Genomic DNA, 21,288 nt, shown 5'->3' with positions numbered 1-21,288 from the left:
CCTGCGGGGCCACGGGGGAAACGGGGCTTCTCGGGGGTACGGGGGAAACACGGGGGACCGTACGGGGGTACGGGGAAAAGCGAAGCGGGTCGTACGAGTCCGGGGGGTCTCGTACGACCCGCTTCGTGCTGTGCGGTCAGAGGAGTGTCAGCTCGCCGCCGGCGTGCGGTGGCGGCCCGCCGCCGCTGCCGCCAGGCGGCCCAGGGCTTCCGGCTTCGCGCAGGGGTGGGCGCCCAGGGCGGCCTGGCGCGCGACGATGGCGCGCTCGGCGCGCATCAGGCGCCAGCCGCGGCGCAGCAGGAACAGGACCGACTTGCGGCCCTCGCGGAGGTCGCGCAGGAGCCGGCGGCGGAACGTCGTCGAGGGGCGGCCCCGCAGACACAGCGCGTCCGCGAGGACGTCGAGGTCGCGGCAGCGGTTCACGATCTCGGCCGCGAAGATGCCCTCCGCCACGAAGAGCGGTGTGCGCGCGATGTCGAGCCGCTCCCGGTCCACCCGGGAGCTGGTGGCGATGTCGTACACCGGGACGTCGGTCCGCCCCGTACGGCACAGCTCGACGATCGCGGCGACGGCGGCGTCCGCGTCCCAGGACCGTGGGGAGTCCCAGTCGATGTCCGTGGAGCCTTCGACGAGCGGAAGCGACGGGTCGTCGGCCTCCTTGTAGAAATCGTCGAGGCGTAGGACCGGAAGGCCGGTGACGGCGGCGAGGGACGACTTGCCGGAGCCGGAGGGGCCCGCGAGCAGGACGACCCGGGTCGGGATCGGTTGGGAACTCACGGAACACCAGTGTGAGGCATTCCCCCGTCCAGGGGACCACCGAGGAAGGCCGTTGGTATCGAGCATCACACCTCGACTACTGTCGGTGCCCGCCCGCTCACCCCCTGGAAGGACCCTCATGGCGCGTCACGCAGACCACCGGACCCCCCGCCGCAGTGCCCTGCTCAAGGCCGGTCTCACCGTCACGGCGGCGGGCGCCGCGATGCTCGGCGCGGGTGCCGGGGCGCAGGCCGCCGCTCCCGTGCCGCTGCCCGTCGACTCGCTGAGCCGCACGGACGCCGGCGCGGCCGGGGCGGGTGCGCTGGAGGGCGTCACCCAGGGCATCGGCCCGCTGACCCGTCTCCAGCTCGACCCGCTGGCCAACACGGGGGTCGACCCGCTCGACAACGGCCTCGGCACCCAGGTCGCCGACTTCAAGCCGGTCGGCACGAACCTGGTCACCGACCACGTCACGAAGGGAGGGGCCGTCGCCGATCTGCCGGTCGCGGGTCCGCTGACGCAGGGGCTGCTTCCCTGACGGTCCGCAGCGGGGTCTCCCGTACGAACCAGGCGACGGCGAACGCCAGGGCGGCGAGCGCGGCCGTGCCGAGCAGCACCCCGTGGACGCCGCTGGTCACCGCCGCCCGGAAGGCCTCCCGTACCGGCGCGGGAAGAGTGTCCGCCTGCGCCGGTGTCAGGCCGGGGTCCGTCCCCGTCAGCCGCGAGGTGAACACCGCGCCGAGCGCGGCCACGCCGAGCGAGCCGCCGATGGTGCGCACGAGCGTGACCGTGCCGCTCGCCGCTCCCATGTCGCGCGGCTCCGCGCTGTACATGGTGATCAGCATCGTCGACTGCATCAGGAAGCCCATGCCGGCGCCGAGGACCACGGTGAGCGCGGAGGCGAGGGCCGTGGGGGTGTCCACGTCGAGGAGCAGCAGGAGGAGCGCGCCCGCGGTCATCAGCGCGCCGCCGAGGATCGGGTAGCGCCGGTGGCGGCCGGTGCGGGCGATGAGCCGGCCGGTGGCCAGCTGGACCGCGACCATTCCCAGCATCAGCGGGAGCAGCAGCAGGCCGCTGGCGGTGGACGACCGGCCGCGGACGAACTGCAGGTACTGCGGCAGGTAGTTCATCGCGGTGAGCATGCCCGCGCCGACGAGGAAGCTGAGGAGCTGGGCGAGCGTGAAGTTGCGGCTGCGGAAGAGCCGCGGCGGGATGACGGGCTCCTCGGCGCGCCGCTCGACGCGGACGAAGGCGGCGAGGGAGACCGCGCCGACCGCACCGAGGGCGAGGACGGTCGGTGACGTCCAGGCGTGGGTCCGCCCGCCCCAGGTGGCGAGCAGGGTGAGGGCGAGGATCCCGGTGGTGAGCAGGAGGGCGCCCGCCCAGTCGATCCGGGCGCGGACGCGCGGGGTGCGGATCGTCAGGCAGAGGGAGACGAGCAGCAGGGCGGCGAGGCCGACGGGCACGTTGACGTAGAAGGCCCAGCGCCAGTCGGCGTGGTCGGTGAGCAGGCCGCCGATGAGCGGGCCGCCGGCGAAGGCCAGAGGCAGCATGGCCCCGGTGATCGCCTGGACCTTGGGGCTGTCCTCGGGGGAGACCAGGGTGCCGATGAGGGCGAAGGCGCCGACCATCAGGCCGCCGGCGCCGACGCCCTGGAGGGCGCGGAAGGCGATGAGCTGGTCCATGGTCTGCGCGAGGCCGGAGAGGACCGACCCGGCGAGGAAGACGGCGACGGCGGCGAGGTAGGCGCCCTTGCGGCCGTACAGGTCGCCGTACTTGCCCCAGAGGGGGGTGGCGACGGCCGCGGTGAGGAGGTAGGCGGTGACCACCCAGGAGAGCCGGTCGAGGCCGCCGAGTTCGCCCACGATGGTGGGGAGCGCGGTGCCGACGACGGTGCCGTCGAGGGTGCCGAGGACGATGCCGAGCATGAGGCCGGCGATGCCCGGGTAGGGCAGGCGCGCCGTGGCGGGCGGCGTGGCGGTGGTCGTCGTCATGGCCGGGCCCCGCTCAGGCCGCGTACGGCGTGGTGGCGCGGGCCGTGCGGAGTGCTTCGCCCCACCATGCGAGCCGGTCGAGCATGGTCTTGGCGGCGGTGTCGGCGGCGGGGTCGACGGCCTTGCCCTCGGCGTCGAACTGGCCCCAGACGCCGGCGAGCCCGACGGAGTCGCGGAGGGTGACGGCGTGCAGTTCGGCGAAGACGCCGCGCAGGTGCTCGACGGCCCGCAGGCCGCCGGAGAAGCCGCCGTAGGAGACGAAGGCGACGGGCTTGGCGTGCCATTCCCTGTGGTGCCAGTCGATGGCGTTCTTCAGGGAGGCCGGGTAGCTGTGGTTGTACTCGGGGGCGATGACGACGAAGGCGTCGGCGTCGGCGAGGCGCGGGGACACGGCGCGCAGGAGGGCCCGGTCGGCCTCGTCGGTGGGGGCCTGGCCGAGGTGCGGGAAGCTCGTGGGCAGCGGGGTCTCGGCGAGGTCGATCAGGTCGACGGTCATGTCGGGGCGGTCGGCGACGTGGGCGCGTACCCAGTTCGCGACGGTCGGGCCGACGCGGCCCTCCCGGGTGGAGCCCTGGATCACGGCGATGCGCAGCGGAGTGGACATGGATCCCCCTGGGGAACGGTGGCGTGTGTACGTCGTACACCGAGTGGTGTACAACGTACACGTCGATGTGTACGACGTCCACGCGGCATACGATGTACGCAATCCAAGGGAGGCCGAGCAGTGGCGAAGAAGAACGAGACGGCGGACGGGATCTCGCTGTGGGAGCGGCTCGACCGGCCCGCGAGCGCACCCCGCGCGTCCCTCACCCCGCGCCGGATCGCGGGCGTCGCGATCGAGATCGCCGACCGGGAGGGCTTCGGCGCCGTCACCATGCGCCGGATCGCCACCGAGCTCGGCGTCGCGCCCATGGCCGCGTACCGGCACGTCGCCGACAAGGACGAACTGTGGGCGCTCATGGTCGACGAGGTCTCGGCCGAGCTGGAGCCCCCGGCCCCGGTGGGCGGCTGGCGCGAGACCCTGCGGGCATACGCCCACCGCACCCGCGACGGGATGCTGCGCCACCCCTGGCTCACCCAGCTGCCGGTCCCGATCCTCGCCCTCACCCCGGCCCGGATGGCGGCGGTCGAACGCCAGCTGGCCTCGCTCGACGGTCTCGGCCTCGACGCCGACACGATGATGGCCGCGTTCCGCGCGGTGGCCTCGTACGTGCAGGGAGCCGTGCAGTCGGAGGTCGCCCTCGCCCAGTACATGAAGGAGCAGGGCTGGGAGAGCGGAGACGACACCCGGCGGGCCCTCGCGCCCCAGATGACCTACCTGCTCGGGACCGGGCGCTATCCCACCTATCTGCGGTACGTGCAGGGGGCGGCGCGCAAGGACGACGCGGCCTGGCAGTTCGGGACGGGTCTCGAGTGCGTGCTCGACGGGGTGGCCGGCCTGATCGGGCGCGCCGGGGCATGACGGAAAGGCCCCCGGGCAGTGCTGCTGCCCGGGGGCCTTTCCGTGCGGTGACCGCCTAGTAGGAGGAGCCGCTCGCGCCCAGCGAACCCGTGGGGTGCCAGACCGTCTTCGTCTCCAGGAACGCGGTCATGCGGTCCGTGCCCGGGGACTCGGCGAAGTCCTCGGTACGGGGGCGCAGGACGCGCTTCAGGTTGTCCGCCGCCGCGATCTCCAGGTCACGGGCCAGATCGGTGCCCGCGCCCGTCAGGTCGATCGCGTTGACGTCCTGGTGGGCCGCGAGGTGCGGGCCCATCTCCGAGGCCTTGCCGGAGAGGATGTTGACCACGCCGCCGGGGAGGTCGGAGGTGGCCAGGACCTCGCCCAGGGAGAGGGCGGGGAGGGGGGACTTCTCGGAGGCGATGACCACCGCCGTGTTGCCCGTCGCGATCACCGGGGCGATCACCGAGACCAGGCCCAGGAAGGACGAGTCCTGCGGGGCCACGACCGTGACGACGCCCGTCGGCTCCGGGGTCGACAGGTTGAAGTACGGGCCCGCGACCGGGTTCGCGCCGCCCACGATCTGGGCGATCTTGTCGGTCCAGCCCGCGTACCAGACCCAGCGGTCGATCGCCGCGTCGACGACCACGGCGGCCTTCGACTTCGACAGGCCCTCCGCGTCCGCGACCTCGCGGACGAACTGGTCCCGGCGGCCCTCCAGCATCTCGGCGACGCGGTAGAGGATCTGACCGCGGTTGTACGCCGTCGCGCCCGACCAGCCGCCGAAGGCCTTCCGCGCCGCGACGACCGCGTCACGGGCGTCCTTGCGGGAGGAGAGCGGCGCGTTCGCCAGCCACTTGCCCTTCGAGTCGCTCACCTCGTACACCCGGCCGCTCTCGGAGCGGGGGAACTTGCCCCCGACGTACAGCTTGTAGGTCTTGAAGACGCCAAGGCGAGTCGTGTCAGACATCGAGGTAGGCCTCCAGACCGTGGCGGCCGCCCTCGCGGCCGAAGCCCGACTCCTTGTAGCCGCCGAAGGGCGAGGTCGGGTCGAACTTGTTGAACGTGTTGGCCCAGACGACACCGGCCCGGAGCTTGCCGGCGACCGCGAGGATGCGGGAGCCCTTCTCCGTCCAGATGCCGGCCGACAGGCCGTACTGGCTGTTGTTGGCCTTCGCGACCGCCTCGTCGGGCGTACGGAAGGACAGCACCGACAGGACCGGGCCGAAGATCTCGTCGCGGGCGATGCGGTGCGCCTGCGTGACGTTCGTGAAGAGCGTCGGGGCGAACCAGTAACCGGCCGACGGGATCTCGCACGCGGCGGTCCAGCGCTCGGCGCCCTCCGCCTCGCCCTGCTCCACGAGGGAGGTGATGCGGGCCAGCTGCTCCGAGGAGTTGATGGCGCCGATGTCGGTGTTCTTGTCGAGCGGGTCGCCGAGGCGGAGCGTCGACAGACGGCGCTTCAGGCTGTCGAGGAGCTCGTCCTGGATCGACTCCTGGACCAGGAGGCGCGAGCCCGCGCAGCAGACCTGGCCCTGGTTGAAGAAGATGCCGTTGACGATGCCCTCGACGGCCTGGTCGATCGGGGCGTCGTCGAAGACGATGTTGGCGCCCTTGCCGCCCAGTTCGAGGGTGACCTTCTTGTGCGTACCGGCGATGGAGCGCGCGATCGACTTGCCGACCGCGGTCGAACCGGTGAAGGCGACCTTGTTGACGTCCGGGTGCTCGACCAGCGCGGCGCCCGTCTCCCCGTACCCGGGAAGGATGTTGACGACGCCCTTCGGCAGCCCGGCCTGGCGGCAGATGTCCGCGAAGAACAGGGCGGAGAGCGGGGTCGTCTCGGCCGGCTTCAGGACGACCGTGTTGCCGGTCGCGAGCGCCGGGGCGATCTTCCACGCCAGCATGAGCAGCGGGAAGTTCCACGGGATGACCTGGCCGGCCACGCCCAGCGGCTTCGGGTTCGGCCCGTAGCCCGCGTGGTCGAGCTTGTCGGCCCAGCCCGCGTAGTAGAAGAAGTGGGCCGCGACCAGGGGGAGGTCCGCGTCGCGGGTCTCCTTGATCGGCTTGCCGTTGTCCAGGGTCTCCAGGACGGCCAGCTCACGGCTGCGCTCCTGGATGATCCGGGCGATGCGGAAGAGGTACTTGGCGCGCTCGGAGCCGGGCAGCGCCGACCACTTCTCGAAGGCCTTCCGGGCGGCCTTCACCGCGCGGTCGACGTCCTCGGAGCCCGCCTGGGCGACCTCGGCGAGGACCTCCTCGGAGGAGGGGGAGACGGTCTTGAAGACCTTGCCGTCGGCGGCGTCGACGAACTCGCCGTCGATGAACAGGCCGTAGCTCGGCGCGATGTCGACGAGGGAACGCGACTCCGGCGCCGGTGCGTACTCGAATGCAGATGCCATCTTGATCAGTCCACCGTCACGTAATCGGGGCCGGAGTAACGGCCGGTCGCCAGCTTCTGGCGCTGCATCAGCAGGTCGTTGAGCAGGCTGGAAGCGCCGAAGCGGAACCAGTGGTTGTCCAGCCAGTCCTCACCCACGGTCTCGTTGACGAGAACCAGGAACTTGATCGCTTCCTTGGTGTTGCGGATGCCGCCGGCCGGCTTCACGCCGATCTGCACGCCGGTCTGTGCGCGGAAGTCGCGCACGGCCTCCAGCATGAGGAGGGTGTTCGCCGGGGTGGCGTTGACCGCGACCTTGCCGGTCGAGGTCTTGATGAAGTCCGCGCCGGCCATCATGCCGAGCCAGGAGGCGCGGCGGATGTTGTCGTACGTGGACAGCTCGCCGGTCTCGAAGATCACCTTGAGGCGGGCGCGGTCGCCGCACTCCGCCTTGATCGCGGCGATCTGCTCGAAGACCTCCAGGTACCGGCCGGCGAGGAAGGCGCCACGGTCGATGACCATGTCGATCTCGTCGGCACCGGCGGCGATGGCGTCGGCGGTGTCGGCCAGCTTCACGGGGAGGGCCGCGCGGCCCGCCGGGAAGGCGGTGGCGACCGAGGCGACCTTGACGCCCGAGCCCGCGACGGCGGCCTTGGCGGTGGCCACCATGTCGGGGTAGACGCAGACGGCGGCGGTCTTCGGGGTCGTGCGGTCGGTCGGATCGGGGTTGACGGCCTTGGCGGCGAGCGCCCGGACCTTGCCCGGGGTGTCCGCGCCTTCGAGCGTCGTCAGGTCGATCATGGAAATGGCCAGGTCGATGGCGTACGCCTTGGCCGTGGTCTTGATCGAGCGGGTGCCGAGGGACGCGGCGCGCGCCTCCAGGCCGACGGCGTCGACGCCGGGCAGCCCGTGGAGGAAGCGGCGCAGCGCACTGTCGGACGTGGTCACGTCGGCGAAAGCGGATGCTGCGGATGCAGTGGTGGGCATGGTCACCAGTCGAGCATATCTACGCGCGTAGCGACCTGTACAGGGGCGCCCCTTCATCGAGCCCGAGGTCACAGGGGGTCCGACGGCGTGGTGACTCCTGTCACACGGCCGTGACATGGAACGGACAGCTCCCGAATAGAAGATCAATAGATTTTCTCTCAGCAGCCAGCCGGACCTCACCGGAAACAGTCGGACCGAGAAAAAGCGGCATGCGACTCTCCCATCCGCCACCTGTATGAATCACAGGAGTCGTTATGCGCACCGCCCTTCGCACCGCCATCGCCACCGCCCTCGTCGCCGGTGTCGCCCTCACCACCCCGGCCCTCGCCGGTGCCGCGTTCGCCGCCGACGGCCCGGTGGCCGTCAAGCCGGCCGACGCCGTGAAGCCGGGCGACACCGCCAAGCAGGCCGATGCCGCGAAGCCGGTGAGCACGCCGAAGCCGGCCGACGCCGCGAAGCCGGCGGACGCCACCAAGCCGGCCGAGACCGGCACGGAGGCGGAGGCCGACCCCGCGAAGGGCACCCTCGTCCGGACCGAGACCCTCCTCAACGGCACGATCGCCAAGATCTACAAGGTCAAGGACCAGAACTACCGCGCCGAGCTCTTCTACCAGGGCAACCCGGTCGGCGTCCTGGAGGCGATCACCCGCTCCGTCGCCGGCAACGACAACGGCGAGTTCTTCGTCCTCAACCCGGACGGCACCACCTACAACTGGGACCGCAACTACGTCCCCGGCGCCGAGCCCGGCATCTACAAGCTCGCCGACGGCACGCTCCTGGAGCTCGCCCAGAAGGACGGCCGCTACGGCCTCCAGCTGATCGAGAACGGCAAGGGCCGCGGCTTCACCTACCTGAGCGGCATCCGCCAGGTCTGGACGTACGGCAAGGCCGTCGTCGTCCTGGAGCAGGACGGAGGCTTCGCCGCCTACATCCCCGGCTCCTCGAAGCAGGCTGCCCCGGAGCTCGTCCAGAAGGGCTCCGCCCCCAAGCCGGGCCCCGTCGTCACCCTCGGCAAGTGCACCGTCCAGCAGGTCATCCCCTCGGTCTTCGCGCAGCTGACCGTGACGCTCACCAACGACCTGGAGAAGGGCCCGAAGGCCGTCCTCAACGACGAGGACGGCAAGCCGATCGTCACCCTCGACCGCGCCCACGCGGCCGACCTGGGCCAGGGCCTCACGATCAAGGGCGCGAACACCACCACCCCGCAGCTCGGCCAGCGCACCCAGGGCGGCGACACGCCGTACCTCTGGACCGCCTTCCCGAAGCTCCCCGAGGGCTGCGAGAAGGACGCCACCGCCACCCCGGCGCCGTCCGCCACCACCCCGGCCTCCGGCGGCACCACCACGAACACCGGGCAGACCTCCGTCGTCCCGCAGGGCGGCGTCGCGGCCGGAGCCGAGCTCGGCACCGAGGGCGACTCCACCGCCCTGATCGCGGCCGGCGCGGGCGCGGCCTCCCTCGCCGCCGCGGGCCTCGGCTTCGTCGTCCTCCGCCGCCGGGCGGGCTCCCGCGCCTGACCCCGCACCACCCCCTGCCCCGACCCGAGCAGGTACCACCCCAGGCCGGTCGCCGCGTCCCGCGCGGCGGCCGGCCACACCCCGTCCTTCAGCCCGTCCGGAGCCGTCCCGTGAGCCGTCGACCCGCTCGTACCCGTACCGCCTCCCTCGTCCTCGTGGCCGCGCTCGCCGCGCTCACCGGCTGCTCCGCCGCCGGCGAGCCCGCGCCCGCCACCCCGCCCGCCCACATCTCGCCGGCCACCGCCGCCCCCGCGCCGACCGCGAGCGCGGCCCCCGTGCAGCCGATGGCACGGTCCCTGCCCGTCCGGGTCCGGGTGCCCGCCGCCGGGATCGACACCGGGCCCGTCCTCTCCCTCGGCCTGAACAAGGACGGCACCGTCGAGGTGCCCTCGGTCGCGGACGCCGACCGCGTCGGCTGGTACGACAAGGGCGTCACCCCCGGGCAGACCGGCCCCGCCGTCCTCATCGGCCACTTCGACACCGCCCGCGGCCCGGCCGTCCTCAAGAACGTCTCCAAGGTCCGCGTCGGCGACGAGATCACCGTGACCCGCGCCGACGGCACGACCGCCGTCTTCCGGGTCCGGGAGCTGGAGCAGGTCGACAAGCACGCCTTCCCGACGGCCAAGGTGTACGGCGACACCACCCGCCCCGAGCTGCGCCTCGTCACCTGCGGCGGCGAGCTGGTCGGCGGCCACCGCCCCGACAACATCATCCTGTACGCGGACCTCGTGGCCGCGCGGGCCGCCTGAGTCCCCACCCGCCCCCTGAGGCACAATCGGCGGCATGACGACCCCCGAGCCCAGCCACGAGCCGAGCCCCGAGCAGCCGTCCGCAGGAAAGACCCCCGCGGAACAGACCTCCGCCGACAAGGTCTTCCGGTCGCCCCTCGGGGTGGCGAGCGGGGTGTTCCTGCTGCTCCTCACGGCCTTCTTCGCCGGGGACGCGATCGTCCGCGGCGAGGGCCGCACGCCCTGGATCGCGCTCGCGGTCCTCGTCCTCGCCGTCCCGCTGATCGTCGCCTTCACGATCAGGCCCGCCGTGTACGCCAACGACGACCGGCTCCGGATCCGCAACCCGTTCCGGTCGATCACGCTGCCCTGGGCCACGGTCGCCGACATCCGCGCCGGCTACTCCAGCGAGGTCTTCACGCAGGACGGCGCCAAGTACCAGCTCTGGGCGATCCCCGTCTCCCTGCGCCAGCGGAAGAAGGCCGCCCGCCAGGCCGCCCGCGCCTCCCAGGACGACCCCCACGGCCGTACCTCCGTCACCGCCGACGTACGCGACACCGCCTCCCGCACCGCCCCCAGCGACAAGACCGTCGCCGAACTGCGCGAGCTCGCCGAGCTGCGCGCCGGGAACCCGGGCGCGCAGGGCGAGCCGCACGTGCGCTGGGCGTACGAGATCGTGGGGCCCGCGGTGGCCGGACTGCTGCTCCTCGTGATCCTGCTCGCCACCCGCTGAGCCACACCGGACGCCCTACGGCGCTCCGGCCCACACCAGGAGCATCTGGCCGCCCAGCCACGCAGAGGAGAGCGCCGCCCCCGCGAGGACGAGGGCGGCGACGTGCCACCGCGCGCGGGCGATCCCCGCGGCGAGCGGCAGCAGCAGCGGGAAACCCGGCAGCAGGAAGCGGGCGCGCGGGAACCAGACACCGCCGCTGCCGAGGACCACGAGCAGCAGCACCCCCGTGAACACGAGCAGCGGCAGCGGCTGCCGGTCCGCGAGACAGCACACGTACAGCGCGGCGGACAGCAGCAGCACCACCGAGACCACGGTCAGGAAGAGCGGCGGGGACGCGCTGTGGACGAGGTACCGGCGCAGCGCCCGCAGCGTCACCGCGCCGCCGTCCCACTCGTTCCCCCAGCGCCGCTGCACCTCGAAGTAGCCGTCCCAGCGCCCCCGGACCACCGCCACCCAGCCCACGTACCCGAGCCAGCCCAGCGGCGCCGTCAGGGCGGCGACGAGCCCCGCCGCCCGCCGCTCGCGCCGGGCCGCGAGAAGCCCCGCCGCGCCGACCGCCGCCGCGACCGCGAGCCCCGTCGGCCGGGTCAGCCCGGCGGCCACCGCGAGCCCGGCGGCCCACGCCCAGCGCCCGCCGAGCACCGCGTACAGCGCCCAGGCGGCGAGCGCCGTGAACAGCGACTCCGTGTACCCCATCCACTGCACGGCGGCCACCGGCGAGGCGCCCCACAGGACGGCGAGGACCGTGCCGGTCCGGCGCCCGCGCAGCCGGTCGCCGACCGCGAACACCCCCCAGGCGGCGAGCAGCGAGCACACCACCGCGAGCCCGAGGGCCACCGAGGCGCGGGAGCCGGGGAAGACCGCCGACAGCAGCCGGACGAGCCCGGGGAAGAGCGGGAAGAAGGCCAGGTTCCGGGGGAAGGACGGCTGGGTCGTGTACCCGTGCCCCGCGATGTCCAGGTACCAGAGCGAGTCCCACGTACGGGCGAGCAGCGGCCACAGGCCGTGCCCCTTCAGATGCGCCCAGCGGGCGAGCACCGCGAGCCCCAGGAGCCGTACCGCCAGGAAGCCCAGCAGCGCCGGGGCCGCACGCCGCAGCGCGCCGCCCGCCACGGCCTCGGGCGCGGCGGTACGGGGGCCGGGGACGTACGGCACGGGGGTGACGGACACCGGGTCACCCTGGCGCGCGCCCCCGGCGCACGGTCCACGCTTTACGTCACGTGCCGTACGGGGTTCACCCGGACGGGCGAGGGCCCGTACGGAATCGATTCCGTACGGGCCCTCGCGCCGATGTCCTACAGCCCGGCGGCCTCGGACAGATCCCGCTTGATCGCGGCGAGGATCTCGGCGCCCGTCGCGCGGGCCGTCGCCAGCTCGCTGCCGTCACCGACCGGGACGACGACCTCCAGGTAGCACTTGAGCTTCGGCTCGGTGCCGGAGGGGCGGACGATCACCCGGGCCTTGTAGGCGCCCTCCAGGTGGTAGCGGAGGCCGTCCGTCGGCGGCAGGGACTCGGTGCCCTTCGTCAGGTCCTCGGCCGAGACGACCGTCAGACCGGCGAGCCGGACCGGGGGCCGCTCGCGCAGGGTGGCCATCGCGTTCGCGATGATCCCCAGGTCCTCGACGCGCACCGACAGCTGGTCCGTGGCATGCAGACCGTGCGCCACCGCCAGGTCGTCGAGCAGGTCGGTGAGGGTCCGGCCCTGCTCCTTGAGCACCGAGGCCAGCTCCGTGACGAGCAGCGCGGCGGTGATGCCGTCCTTGTCGCGGACGCCCTCCGGGTCGACGCAGTAGCCGAGCGCCTCCTCGTAGCCGTACCGCAGTCCGTCGACGCGGGCGATCCACTTGAAGCCGGTCAGCGTCTCCTCGTAGCCCACGCCCGCGGCCTCGGCGATGCGGCCGAGGAGGGACGACGACACGATCGACTCGGCGAAGACGCCGGTGGCGCCCTTGTGCACCAGGTGCGCGGCGAGCAGCGCGCCGACCTCGTCGCCGCGGAGCATGCGCCAGCCGCCCTCGACGTCCGCGTCGGGCACGGCCACGGCGCAGCGGTCGGCGTCCGGGTCGTTCGCGATGACGAGGTCGGGGTCCACGGCCCGGGCGGCCTCGAAGGCCAGGTCCATGGCGCCCGGCTCCTCCGGGTTCGGGAAGGCGACCGTCGGGAAGGCCGGGTCCGGGTCGGCCTGCTCGGCGACGAGCGCGGGCGGCGGGAAGCCGGCCCGGCCGAACGCGGCCGCCAGGACCTCCTTGCCGACGCCGTGCATGGCCGTGTAGACGGTCCGCGCGGTCCGGGGGGAGCCCGGGGTCAGGACGGCGTCCGTGCGCTCCAGGTAGGCCTGGAGGACCTCGTCGCCCAGGGTCTCCCAGCCCTCGGCCGGACGGGGCACGTCGTGGAGCGAGCGGATGGCGTCGATCTCGGCGGCGATCTCGGCGTCGGCCGGGGGCACGATCTGCGAGCCGTCGCCCAGGTAGACCTTGTAGCCGTTGTCGCGCGGCGGATTGTGGCTCGCGGTCACCTCGACACCGGCGACGGCGCCCAGATGCCTTATGGCGTACGCGAGGACGGGCGTCGGCAGCGGGCGCGGGAGCAGCGCGGCGCGCAGTCCGGCGCCGGTCATCACGGCGGCGGTGTCGCGGGCGAAGTCGGCGGACTTGTAGCGGGCGTCGTAGCCGATGACGACGAGACCGCCGGTCTCGCCCTTCGCCTTCAGGTACGCGGCGAGGCCGGCGGCGGCCCGGATGACGACCGAGCGGTTCATCCGCATGGGCCCGGCGCCGAGCTCACCGCGGAGCCCGGCCGTGCCGAACTGCAGCGTGCCGCTGAAACGGGCGGCGAGCTCGTCGCTCGCGCCGGCCTCGATGAGCCGCGCGAGCTCCTCGCGGGTCTCGCTGTCGGGATCCTCGGCGAGCCAGGCCTGGGCCCGGGTGAGGAGATCGTCCTGCGTCACGGTGTGCCTTTCGGGGTGGGTCGGGAGGGGGCGCGGCGGTGGATGGGCGGGTGCGGGTCGGGGGCCGCTGCGCGGAGCCTTTCCCCACCCCGCCCCTTCCCGTAACTGGGGGCAAGCCCCCAGACCCCCGGACGGGCTGCGTTCAGCCCGTCCGGCGTCCGAGGACCGGGGTCCGGGGCCGGAGCCCCGGAAGGAGATCAGATCCGGTCCAGGACCCGCGTCAGCAGTTCGCCCATCCGCGCCGCCGAGTCGCGGCCCGCCTGGAGGACCTCCTCGTGGTTCAGCGGCTCGCCCGAGAGGCCCGCCGCCAGGTTGGTGACGAGGGAGATGCCGAGGACCTCGGCGCCGGCCTCGCGGGCCGCGATGGCCTCCAGGACGGTGGACATGCCGACGAGGTCGCCGCCCATGACGCGGACCATGTTGATCTCGGCCGGGGTCTCGTAGTGCGGGCCGGGGAACTGGACGTACACGCCCTCCTCCAGCGTCTCGTCCACCTCCTTGCACAGCGCGCGCAGGCGCGGCGAGTACAGGTCCGTCAGGTCGACGAAGTTCGCGCCGACGATCGGGGAGGCGGCCGTCAGGTTGAGGTGGTCGCTGATCAGGACCGGCTGGCCGGGGCGCATGCCCTCGCGGAGGCCGCCGCAGCCGTTGGTGAGGACGACGGTCTTGCAGCCGGCGGCGACGGCGGTACGGACGCCGTGGGCGACGGAGGCGACGCCCCGGCCCTCGTAGAAGTGGGTGCGGCCGAGGAAGACCAGCGCGCGCTTCTCACCGATCTTGTACGAGCGGACCTTGCCGCCGTGGCCCTCGACGGCCGGCGGCGGGAAGCCGGGGAGCTCGGTCACCGGGAACTCGGCCTCGGGGGCACCGAGGGCGTCGACGGCGGGGGCCCAGCCGGAGCCCATGACCAGGGCGACGTCGTGGTTCTCGACACCGGTCAGCTCGCGAAGACGTGCGGCAGCGGCCTCGGCGGCCTCGTACGGGGTGGCAGTTGCGTTCACTGACTCTCTCGCCTCGGGGAGGGGGGTCCGAGGGGAACCCCGGACGGATTTGGTACGCGAAGCAGCGTAGCCGGAGAATTCCTACGCGCGTAGATGACGATGCTGACGGACATGCGATCGTTGTCTTGTCGTTTCCGACGAACGGGGGATTCCGGTCACCCGGTCGGATCAACCCGGCCGCATCGGCGGGGTCGGATCGGCGAGGCCGGATCAGTCAGGTCGGACGAGCGGAGTCGGATCGCAAGGCCGGATCAGTCAGGTCGGACGAGCGGGGTCGGATCGGCAGGGCCCGATCAGCAGGGGCGCTTCCGCAACTCCATCACGTAGTCGTGCGGCGCGCCCGCCGACTCGGCCGCGTCGGCGACCTCGCCCAGGTACCGCGCGGACGGCAGCCCGCCCTCGTACGCGTTGAGGACGTACACCCAGGCCGGCTCCTCGCCGTCCAGCGTGTGCACCCGCACCCGCATCCGCCGGTAGATGTCGAGCCCCACGCCCTCCCAGCGGTCCATGGAGTCCTCGTCCATCGGCGCGATGTCGTACAGCGCCACGAAGACCTGGGAGCGGGGGGCCTCCACGATGGTGGCCAGCGCTCCCTCCCAGCCCATCTGCTCTCCGCCGAAGGTCAGCCGCCAGCCGTTCAGCCAGCCGGTGCCGCGCAGCGGGGAGTGCGGGGCGCGGCGGCTCATCAGCCGCGCGTCGAGGTTGCCGGCGAAAGCGGCGTAGAGCGACATGGGACCGAGGGTACGGGAGGGGGCGGGCTGCCCGGAGAACCCCGAGGTGGAGGCCGTACGGGGGGCTCCGGAGGCCCCGGCGCGAGGCAGTGCCCGGCGTGCGGGAGAATGGGGTACGCACTTGAAGCGTGCGGGACAATGGCGTACGCACTGCACCCCAGCGGGGGGACCCCCCGGCAGAACGAGAGCGCGAGGCGTAGATCCCAGTGACCCGGATCGTGATCATCGGCGGCGGACCCGGCGGATACGAGGCGGCCCTGGTGGGCGCCCAACTCGGCGCGGAGGTGACCGTCGTGGACTGCGACGGCCTCGGCGGCGCGTCCGTCCTGACCGACTGCGTCCCCTCGAAGACCCTGATCGCCACCGCAGAGGTGATGACCACCTTCGACTCCTCCTACGAGGAGCTGGGCATCATCGTCGCGGACGACACCCCGCACGTCGAGCAGGCCGCTCGGGTCGTCGGCGTGGACCTCGGCAAGGTGAACCGACGGGTGAAGCGCCTCGCGCTCGCCCAGTCCCACGACATCACCGCCTCCGTGACCCGGGCCGGCGCCCGCGTCCTGCGCGGCCGCGGCCGGCTCTCCGGGCGGCAGGCCGTGGACGGCTCCCGCCAGGTGGTCGTCACCGCCGCCGACGGCACCGAGGAGACGCTGACCGCCGACGCGGTGCTGATCGCGACAGGCGCCCACCCGCGCGAGGTGCCCGACGCCAAGCCGGACGGCGAGCGCATTTTGAACTGGACCCAGGTCTACGACCTGAAGGAGCTCCCCGAGGAGCTCATCGTGGTCGGTTCCGGTGTCACCGGCGCCGAGTTCGCCGGCGCCTACCAGGCGCTCGGCTCCCGCGTCACGCTCGTCTCCAGCCGCGACCGCGTGCTCCCGGGCGAGGACCCGGACGCGGCCGCCGTCCTGGAGGACGTCTTCCGGCGCCGCGGCATGAACGTCATGGCCCGCTCCCGCGCCGAGTCCGCCAAGCGGGTCGGCGACCGGGTCGAGGTCACCCTCGCGGACGGCCGGGTCATCTCCGGCACCCACTGCCTGATGGCGGTCGGCGCGATCCCGAACTCGGCCGGCATGGGCCTGGAGGAGGCCGGGGTCAAGCTGAAGGACTCCGGCCACATCTGGACCGACAAGGTCTCCCGTACGAGCGCCCCCGGCGTCTACGCCGCCGGTGACGTCACCGGCGTCTTCGCGCTCGCCTCGGTCGCCGCCATGCAGGGCCGGATCGCGATGTACCACTTCCTCGGCGACGCGGTGGCCCCGCTGAACCTGAAGACGGTCTCCTCGAACGTCTTCACCGACCCGGAGATCGCCACCGTCGGCTACACCCAGGCCGACGTGGACGCGGGCAAGATCGACGCCAAGGTCGTCAAGCTGCCGCTGCTGCGCAACCCCCGCGCGAAGATGCAGGGCATCCGGGACGGCTTCGTGAAGATCTTCTGCCGTCCGGGCACCGGCATCGTGGTCGGCGGCTGTGTCGTCGCGCCGAAGGCGAGCGAGCTGATCCATCCGATCTCGATCGCGGTCGACAACAATCTGACGGTCGAACAGATCGCAAATGCTTTCACCGTGTACCCCTCCCTGTCGGGCTCGATCGCCGAAGTGGCACGGCAGTTGCACACCCGAAAGGCGACGGGCGAGGCGTAACGGCCCGCTCCGGCCCGGCTCCCGCCTGCGGGAACGGTTCGCCGACTCGGACAACCCCCGGCAAGGGGGGACATAGAACGATCAACGGCGGGGCCTCCCATACCACTTGGAGGCCCCGTCTGTGCGCATCTTCTGCAATTCGGCGCATAGTGCTGAAAAGTATCGGCTGGTCACGTTACTGTCAGTTTCGTGTTCGCTGCAGAACGTCGCCAGTTGATCCTCGAAATGGTGCGAGCCAATGGGGCCGTGTCGCTCCGCGAGCTCGCCCGCGTCGTCCAGACCTCTGAAGTGACCGTACGGAGAGACGTACGGGCCCTTGAGGCAGAAGGACTCCTCGACCGCCGCCACGGCGGTGCGGTGTTGCCGGGCGGATTCACGCGAGAATCCGGCTTCCCGCAGAAATCCCATCTCGCCACAGCGGAGAAGACGGCCATCGCCGACGTCGCCGCGAGCCTCGTCGAAGAAGGCGAGGCCATCGTCGTCGGCGCCGGGACGACCACGCAGGAGCTGGCCCGCCGGCTCGCCCGCGTGCCCGGCCTGACCGTCGTCACCAACTCCCTGCTCGTCGCCCAGGCCCTCGCCCACGCCAACCGGGTCGAGGTCGTCATGACCGGTGGCACCCTGCGCGGCTCCAACTACGCGCTCGTGGGCAGCGGGGCCGAGCAGTCGCTCCAGGGACTCCGGGTCTCCCGGGCGTTCCTCTCCGGGAGCGGTCTGACCGCCGAGCGCGGCCTGTCGACGTCCAACATGCTCTCCGCGAGCGTGGACCGGGCGCTCGTGCAGGCGGCGGCCGAGGTCGTGGTCCTCGCCGACCACACCAAGCTCGGCTCCGACACCATGTTCCAGACGGTGCCGACCGACGTCATCACCCGCCTGGTGACCGACGAGCCCCCGGCCCACGACGAGCGGGCCGCCACCGAGCTCCAGGCCCTCGCCGACCAGGGTGTGCAGATCGCCGTCGCCGGTACGGGCGCGGCCGCCGGTCCCTCCGGCGGCGACCAGGTCCCCCCGGGCGCCCGGCCCCGCCGTGACGTGCCGCTCCCCGTCCAGCGCGGGCGGATGGCGGCCGGTCAGTTCCGGGGGCCGGGTGGCGGAATGGCCGCGGAGACGCTGGAACGCACGGCCCGGGTCGCGGACATGCGCCGCCGCTGAAGTCACCCGAGGGACCCTCCCCCAGGGGTCCCACGCCGACTCCGGCAGGTGACGGCGAGGCGGGTCCGCGACGTCACACCTCAGTCCTTCAAGCCCCGCAGCGTCAACGCGAGCAGGCGGTCCGCCAGCTCCGCGTCCTCCGGGCACTGTTCGGCCGCCAGCGCGATCGCGTTGGTCAGCTGCATCAGGTCGCCGATCGACACATCGGCCCGTACCTGCCCCGCCTTCTGAGCCCGTTCGAGCAGTCGCTCGCCCGCCGCGCGCAGCGGGTCGCTGCACCGCGCCAGGGCCGAACTCCGGTCGTACGAGGCGGACATCAGCGCATGCGCGAGCCCCCGGTACTCACCCGCGTGCGCGATCAGCGCCCGCAGCCACTCCACCAGGGCCGCACACGGCACCTCGGCCTCCGCCAGCTCCCGCGAGCGGTCGAGCAGTTCGGCGAGGGCTTCCTGGAAGACCGCGTTCAACAGGTCGGCCCGGGTGGGGAAATGACGGTAGAGGGTGCCGATGCCCACGCCCGCGCGGCGCGCGACCTCCTCCAGGGGCGCGTCCGCGCCCTGTTCCGCGAAGGCGGCGCGGGCTTCGATGAGCAGTCGCTCGTGGTTGCGGCGTGCGTCGGCGCGCATGAGCGCGACCCCTCCCCTCGACGAAGGGCCCGCAGGCGGCTGCCTGCGGGCCCTTCGTACGGTACTGGGTGCGACGGTCAGTCCTTGATGTCGCAGATGGTGGCACCGGAGGTGACGGAGGCGCCGACCTCGGCGCTCAGGCCCTTGACGGTGCCGGAGCGGTGGGCGTTGAGAGGCTGCTCCATCTTCATGGCCTCCAGGACGACGATGAGATCGCCTTCCTTGACCTCCTGGCCCTCCTCGACCGCGACCTTCACGATCGTGCCCTGCATCGGCGAGGCGAGGGTGTCACCCGACGCGGTCGGGCCGGACTTCTTCGCCGCGCGCCGCTTCGGCTTCGCACCGGCCGCCAGGCCCGTGCGGGCCAGGGTCATGCCGAGCGAGGACGGCAGGGAGACCTCGAGGCGCTTGCCGCCGACCTCGACGACGATCGTCTCGCGGCCCGCCTCGTCCTCGTCCGCCTCGGCACCGGCCGGGGCGAAGGGCTTGATCTCGTTGACGAACTCCGTCTCGATCCACCGGGTGTGGATCTCGAACGGGTCGGCGGTGAAGGCGGGGTCGACGACGACGGCCTGGTGGAAGGGGATGGCGGTGGCCATGCCCTCGACCTTGAACTCCGCGAGCGCACGCGCGGCGCGCTGCAGGGCCTGCTCGCGGGTGGCGCCGGTGACGATCAGCTTGGCCAGGAGCGAGTCCCAGGCCGGGCCGATGACCGAGCCGGACTCGACGCCCGCGTCCAGACGGACACCGGGGCCGGTCGGCGGGGTGAAGACCGTGACCGTGCCGGGGGCCGGGAGGAAGTTGCGGCCCGGGTCCTCGCCGTTGATACGGAACTCGAAGGAGTGACCGCGGATCTCCGGGTCTCCGTAGCCGAGCTCCTCGCCGTCGGCGATCCGGAACATCTCGCGGACCAGGTCGATGCCCGTGACCTCCTCGGTCACCGGGTGCTCGACCTGCAGACGCGTGTTGACCTCCAGGAAGGAGATCGTGCCGTCCACGCCGACGAGGAACTCGACCGTGCCGGCGCCGACGTAGCCGGCCTCCTTCAGGATCGCCTTCGACGCCGCGTACAGCTCCGCGTTCTGCGCCTCGCTCAGGAACGGTGCCGGGGCCTCCTCGACCAGCTTCTGGTGGCGGCGCTGCAGCGAGCAGTCACGCGTCGAGACCACGACGACGTTGCCGTGCTGGTCGGCCAGGCACTGGGTCTCCACGTGACGCGGCTTGTCGAGGTAGCGCTCGACGAAGCACTCGCCCCGGCCGAAGGCCGCGACGGCCTCACGGACGGCGGAGTCGTACAGCTCCGGGACCTCTTCCAGGGTGCGGGCGACCTTCAGACCACGACCGCCACCACCGAACGCGGCCTTGATCGCGATCGGCAGCCCGTGCTCCTCGGCGAAGGCCACGACCTCCTCCGCACCCGAGACCGGGTCCGGCGTGCCCGCGACCAGCGGGGCACCGGCGCGCTGCGCGATGTGACGGGCGGCGACCTTGTCACCCAGGTCGCGGATCGCCTGCGGCGGCGGACCGATCCACGTCAGACCCGCGTCCAGGACCGCCTGGGCGAACTCCGCGTTCTCGGAAAGGAAGCCGTAACCCGGGTGGACCGCGTCCGCACCGGAGTCCTTGGCGGCCTGGAGCACCTTGGCCATGTCCAGGTAGCTGGTGGCCGGGGTGTCACCGCCCAGAGCGAACGCCTCGTCAGCCGCCCGGACATGCAGAGCATCCCGGTCCGGATCGGCGTACACGGCCACGCTGCCGATACCCGCGTCCCGGCACGCCCGGGCCACACGGACAGCGATTTCGCCACGGTTGGCGATGAGCACCTTGCGCACGATGGCTCCCTCCTTGAAACAAGCTGAGTTTAGGGACTGCCGACACGGCCTTTCGACCCGTCCCCAGTGGTGAGCTTGCCCACACGGAGCGTGACCCCGGGCCTGCTCGGGTCGTGAATTCCCTTGTCGCACCACGGTACGCAGGGTTCCTTTACGGCACAGTAGCTCCGAGGTGTGGCGCAGGTCTCTGTTCAAGCGACCAGGGGCCATTCGGGTTTCTTTGTGGAGTCCCTACGAATGGCTCAACGATTCTTTGCCCCTCCGGCGTCGCGCCGTCCCCCGTTGCCCGCCGTGTGCGAACTCTTGTCCGGGGGTTTACCGGCCAGTAGCCTTCGCGCTGACGACCGTACTGCCGGTAACAGGCGAATCCAGGGGGTGGCCGAGGTGGCCCGCAGACCGATAGCCCTCGTGACGGCCGCGGTGCTCTTCCTCGAAGCGCCCGGCATCGTCGCGATCAACGCCGTCATGGCGGGCTTCCTGGAGGCCCAGTCGATGTCCCTCGACGGCATGGACCCCGACGCGATGGTCGCCGGCACCTGGGGGCTCGGCATCGCCTCCGGCATCGCCCTCGCCGTCTGCGCCCTCGTCGCCCTCGTCGCCGGCATCCGCGACCGCCGCCCGGGCCGCTTCGGCCGGGGGCTCCTCATCGGCTGCGCGGTCGTCCACGGCATCCTCGGCGCGGTCGCCGTCGCCCTGCTCGGCTGGCCCGCCTTCGCCTTCCTGGTGACCGTGCTCGGCCTCGTCGTCCTCACCCTGGTGGCGTACGGGACGGAGCCCACCCGGAAGACCGACGCCCCCGAAGGGGCGCCGGCCACCGGCTGA

General features: G+C 72.5%; 20 protein-coding genes. 8 read left to right on the top strand and 12 right to left on the bottom strand.

Going from position 1 to position 21,288, the window contains the following annotated elements; translation table 11 throughout:
* Positions 1-147: 147 nt before the first annotated feature.
* On the bottom strand, positions 148-843 hold the full coding sequence (locus tag AC07AW_RS04065) for an ATP-binding protein (RefSeq protein WP_478813937.1): 696 nt from the start codon (positions 841-843) through the stop codon (positions 148-150).
* Between the two features lie 52 nt (positions 844-895).
* Here AC07AW_RS04065 and AC07AW_RS04060 point away from each other — a divergent pair, with 52 nt between their 5' ends.
* Complete coding sequence (locus tag AC07AW_RS04060) at positions 896-1,294, top strand: hypothetical protein (protein ID WP_478813936.1); 399 nt, start codon at positions 896-898, stop codon at positions 1,292-1,294.
* Here the strand turns inward: AC07AW_RS04060 and AC07AW_RS04055 are convergent.
* A complete protein-coding gene (locus AC07AW_RS04055) occupies positions 1,227-2,750 on the bottom strand; it encodes an MDR family MFS transporter (RefSeq protein WP_478813935.1) in 1,524 nt (507 codons plus the stop codon). The genes AC07AW_RS04060 and AC07AW_RS04055 overlap by 68 nt on opposite strands.
* A 13-nt stretch (positions 2,751-2,763) precedes the next feature.
* Complete coding sequence (locus AC07AW_RS04050; protein ID WP_478813934.1) at positions 2,764-3,354, bottom strand: NADPH-dependent FMN reductase; 591 nt, start codon at positions 3,352-3,354, stop codon at positions 2,764-2,766.
* A 120-nt stretch (positions 3,355-3,474) separates the two neighbouring features.
* Here AC07AW_RS04050 and AC07AW_RS04045 point away from each other — a divergent pair, with 120 nt between their 5' ends.
* Entirely contained in the window at positions 3,475-4,212 is a 738-nt protein-coding gene (locus tag AC07AW_RS04045; protein WP_478813933.1) for a TetR/AcrR family transcriptional regulator, read from the top strand.
* A 55-nt stretch (positions 4,213-4,267) separates the two neighbouring features.
* Here AC07AW_RS04045 and AC07AW_RS04040 read toward each other — a convergent pair whose 3' ends face one another.
* The 3 genes from AC07AW_RS04040 to deoC are packed head-to-tail and all read right to left on the bottom strand — an operon-like array spanning position 4,268 to position 7,552.
* A complete protein-coding gene (locus AC07AW_RS04040; RefSeq protein ID WP_478813932.1) occupies positions 4,268-5,158 on the bottom strand; it encodes an aldehyde dehydrogenase family protein in 891 nt (296 codons plus the stop codon).
* Positions 5,151-6,587, bottom strand: a complete 1,437-nt coding sequence (locus AC07AW_RS04035) for an aldehyde dehydrogenase family protein (protein WP_478813931.1) — start codon at positions 6,585-6,587, stop codon at positions 5,151-5,153. Before AC07AW_RS04035 ends, AC07AW_RS04040 begins: the two co-directional genes overlap by 8 nt.
* Before the next feature lie 5 nt (positions 6,588-6,592).
* On the bottom strand, positions 6,593-7,552 hold the full coding sequence (gene deoC, locus AC07AW_RS04030) for a deoxyribose-phosphate aldolase (RefSeq protein ID WP_352016886.1): 960 nt from the start codon (positions 7,550-7,552) through the stop codon (positions 6,593-6,595).
* 254 nt (positions 7,553-7,806) lie between these two features.
* Between deoC and AC07AW_RS04025 the strand changes: the two genes are divergently transcribed.
* The 3 genes from AC07AW_RS04025 to AC07AW_RS04015 all read left to right on the top strand — a co-directional run bounded on the left by AC07AW_RS04025 (position 7,807) and on the right by AC07AW_RS04015 (position 10,530).
* Positions 7,807-9,069 (top strand): hypothetical protein, encoded by a 1,263-nt coding sequence (locus AC07AW_RS04025; protein WP_478813930.1) that lies wholly within the window; start codon positions 7,807-7,809, stop codon positions 9,067-9,069.
* Between the two features lie 110 nt (positions 9,070-9,179).
* Positions 9,180-9,818, top strand: coding sequence for a class F sortase (locus tag AC07AW_RS04020; protein ID WP_478813929.1), 639 nt, complete (start codon positions 9,180-9,182; stop codon positions 9,816-9,818).
* A gap of 34 nt (positions 9,819-9,852) precedes the next feature.
* Positions 9,853-10,530: a PH domain-containing protein gene (locus AC07AW_RS04015; protein WP_478813928.1), complete on the top strand. Its 678-nt coding sequence runs from the start codon at positions 9,853-9,855 to the stop codon at positions 10,528-10,530.
* Between the two features lie 15 nt (positions 10,531-10,545).
* Here the strand turns inward: AC07AW_RS04015 and AC07AW_RS04010 are convergent, their stop codons facing one another.
* The 4 genes from AC07AW_RS04010 to AC07AW_RS03995 all read right to left on the bottom strand — a co-directional run bounded on the left by AC07AW_RS04010 (position 10,546) and on the right by AC07AW_RS03995 (position 15,210).
* On the bottom strand, positions 10,546-11,700 hold the full coding sequence (locus tag AC07AW_RS04010; protein WP_478813927.1) for a mannosyltransferase family protein: 1,155 nt from the start codon (positions 11,698-11,700) through the stop codon (positions 10,546-10,548).
* A 125-nt stretch (positions 11,701-11,825) separates the two neighbouring features.
* Positions 11,826-13,478 (bottom strand): phospho-sugar mutase, encoded by a 1,653-nt coding sequence (locus AC07AW_RS04005; protein WP_478813926.1) that lies wholly within the window; start codon positions 13,476-13,478, stop codon positions 11,826-11,828.
* A 197-nt stretch (positions 13,479-13,675) separates the two neighbouring features.
* Complete coding sequence (locus AC07AW_RS04000) at positions 13,676-14,479, bottom strand: purine-nucleoside phosphorylase (RefSeq protein ID WP_478813925.1); 804 nt, start codon at positions 14,477-14,479, stop codon at positions 13,676-13,678.
* Positions 14,480-14,772: 293 nt separating this feature from the next.
* Positions 14,773-15,210 (bottom strand): gamma-glutamylcyclotransferase family protein, encoded by a 438-nt coding sequence (locus AC07AW_RS03995; protein ID WP_017239758.1) that lies wholly within the window; start codon positions 15,208-15,210, stop codon positions 14,773-14,775.
* Between the two features lie 206 nt (positions 15,211-15,416).
* Between AC07AW_RS03995 and AC07AW_RS03990 the strand changes: the two genes are divergently transcribed.
* Both AC07AW_RS03990 and AC07AW_RS03985 read left to right on the top strand, forming a co-directional pair.
* Positions 15,417-16,856 carry an NAD(P)H-quinone dehydrogenase gene (locus AC07AW_RS03990; RefSeq protein WP_478813924.1) on the top strand — a complete coding sequence of 480 codons (1,440 nt, stop codon included), beginning with the start codon at positions 15,417-15,419 and terminating at the stop codon, positions 16,854-16,856.
* 225 nt (positions 16,857-17,081) lie between these two features.
* A complete protein-coding gene (locus AC07AW_RS03985) occupies positions 17,082-18,008 on the top strand; it encodes a DeoR/GlpR family DNA-binding transcription regulator (protein ID WP_478813923.1) in 927 nt (308 codons plus the stop codon).
* Positions 18,009-18,088: 80 nt separating this feature from the next.
* Here AC07AW_RS03985 and AC07AW_RS03980 read toward each other — a convergent pair whose 3' ends face one another.
* Both AC07AW_RS03980 and AC07AW_RS03975 read right to left on the bottom strand, forming a co-directional pair.
* Positions 18,089-18,634 carry a TetR/AcrR family transcriptional regulator gene (locus tag AC07AW_RS03980; protein ID WP_478813922.1) on the bottom strand — a complete coding sequence of 182 codons (546 nt, stop codon included), beginning with the start codon at positions 18,632-18,634 and terminating at the stop codon, positions 18,089-18,091.
* Positions 18,635-18,711: 77 nt separating this feature from the next.
* Positions 18,712-20,466: an acetyl/propionyl/methylcrotonyl-CoA carboxylase subunit alpha gene (locus AC07AW_RS03975; RefSeq protein ID WP_478813921.1), complete on the bottom strand. Its 1,755-nt coding sequence runs from the start codon at positions 20,464-20,466 to the stop codon at positions 18,712-18,714.
* A gap of 384 nt (positions 20,467-20,850) precedes the next feature.
* On the opposite strand from AC07AW_RS03975, the gene AC07AW_RS03970 reads away from it, so the two are divergent.
* Positions 20,851-21,288, top strand: coding sequence for a hypothetical protein (locus AC07AW_RS03970; protein ID WP_478813920.1), 438 nt, complete (start codon positions 20,851-20,853; stop codon positions 21,286-21,288).

The sequence above is a fragment of the Streptomyces sp. NPDC044003 genome (assembly GCF_056435185.1).
Note: the sequence above shows the minus strand (reverse complement) of the source record. Positions and strands in the feature narration are given on the sequence as shown.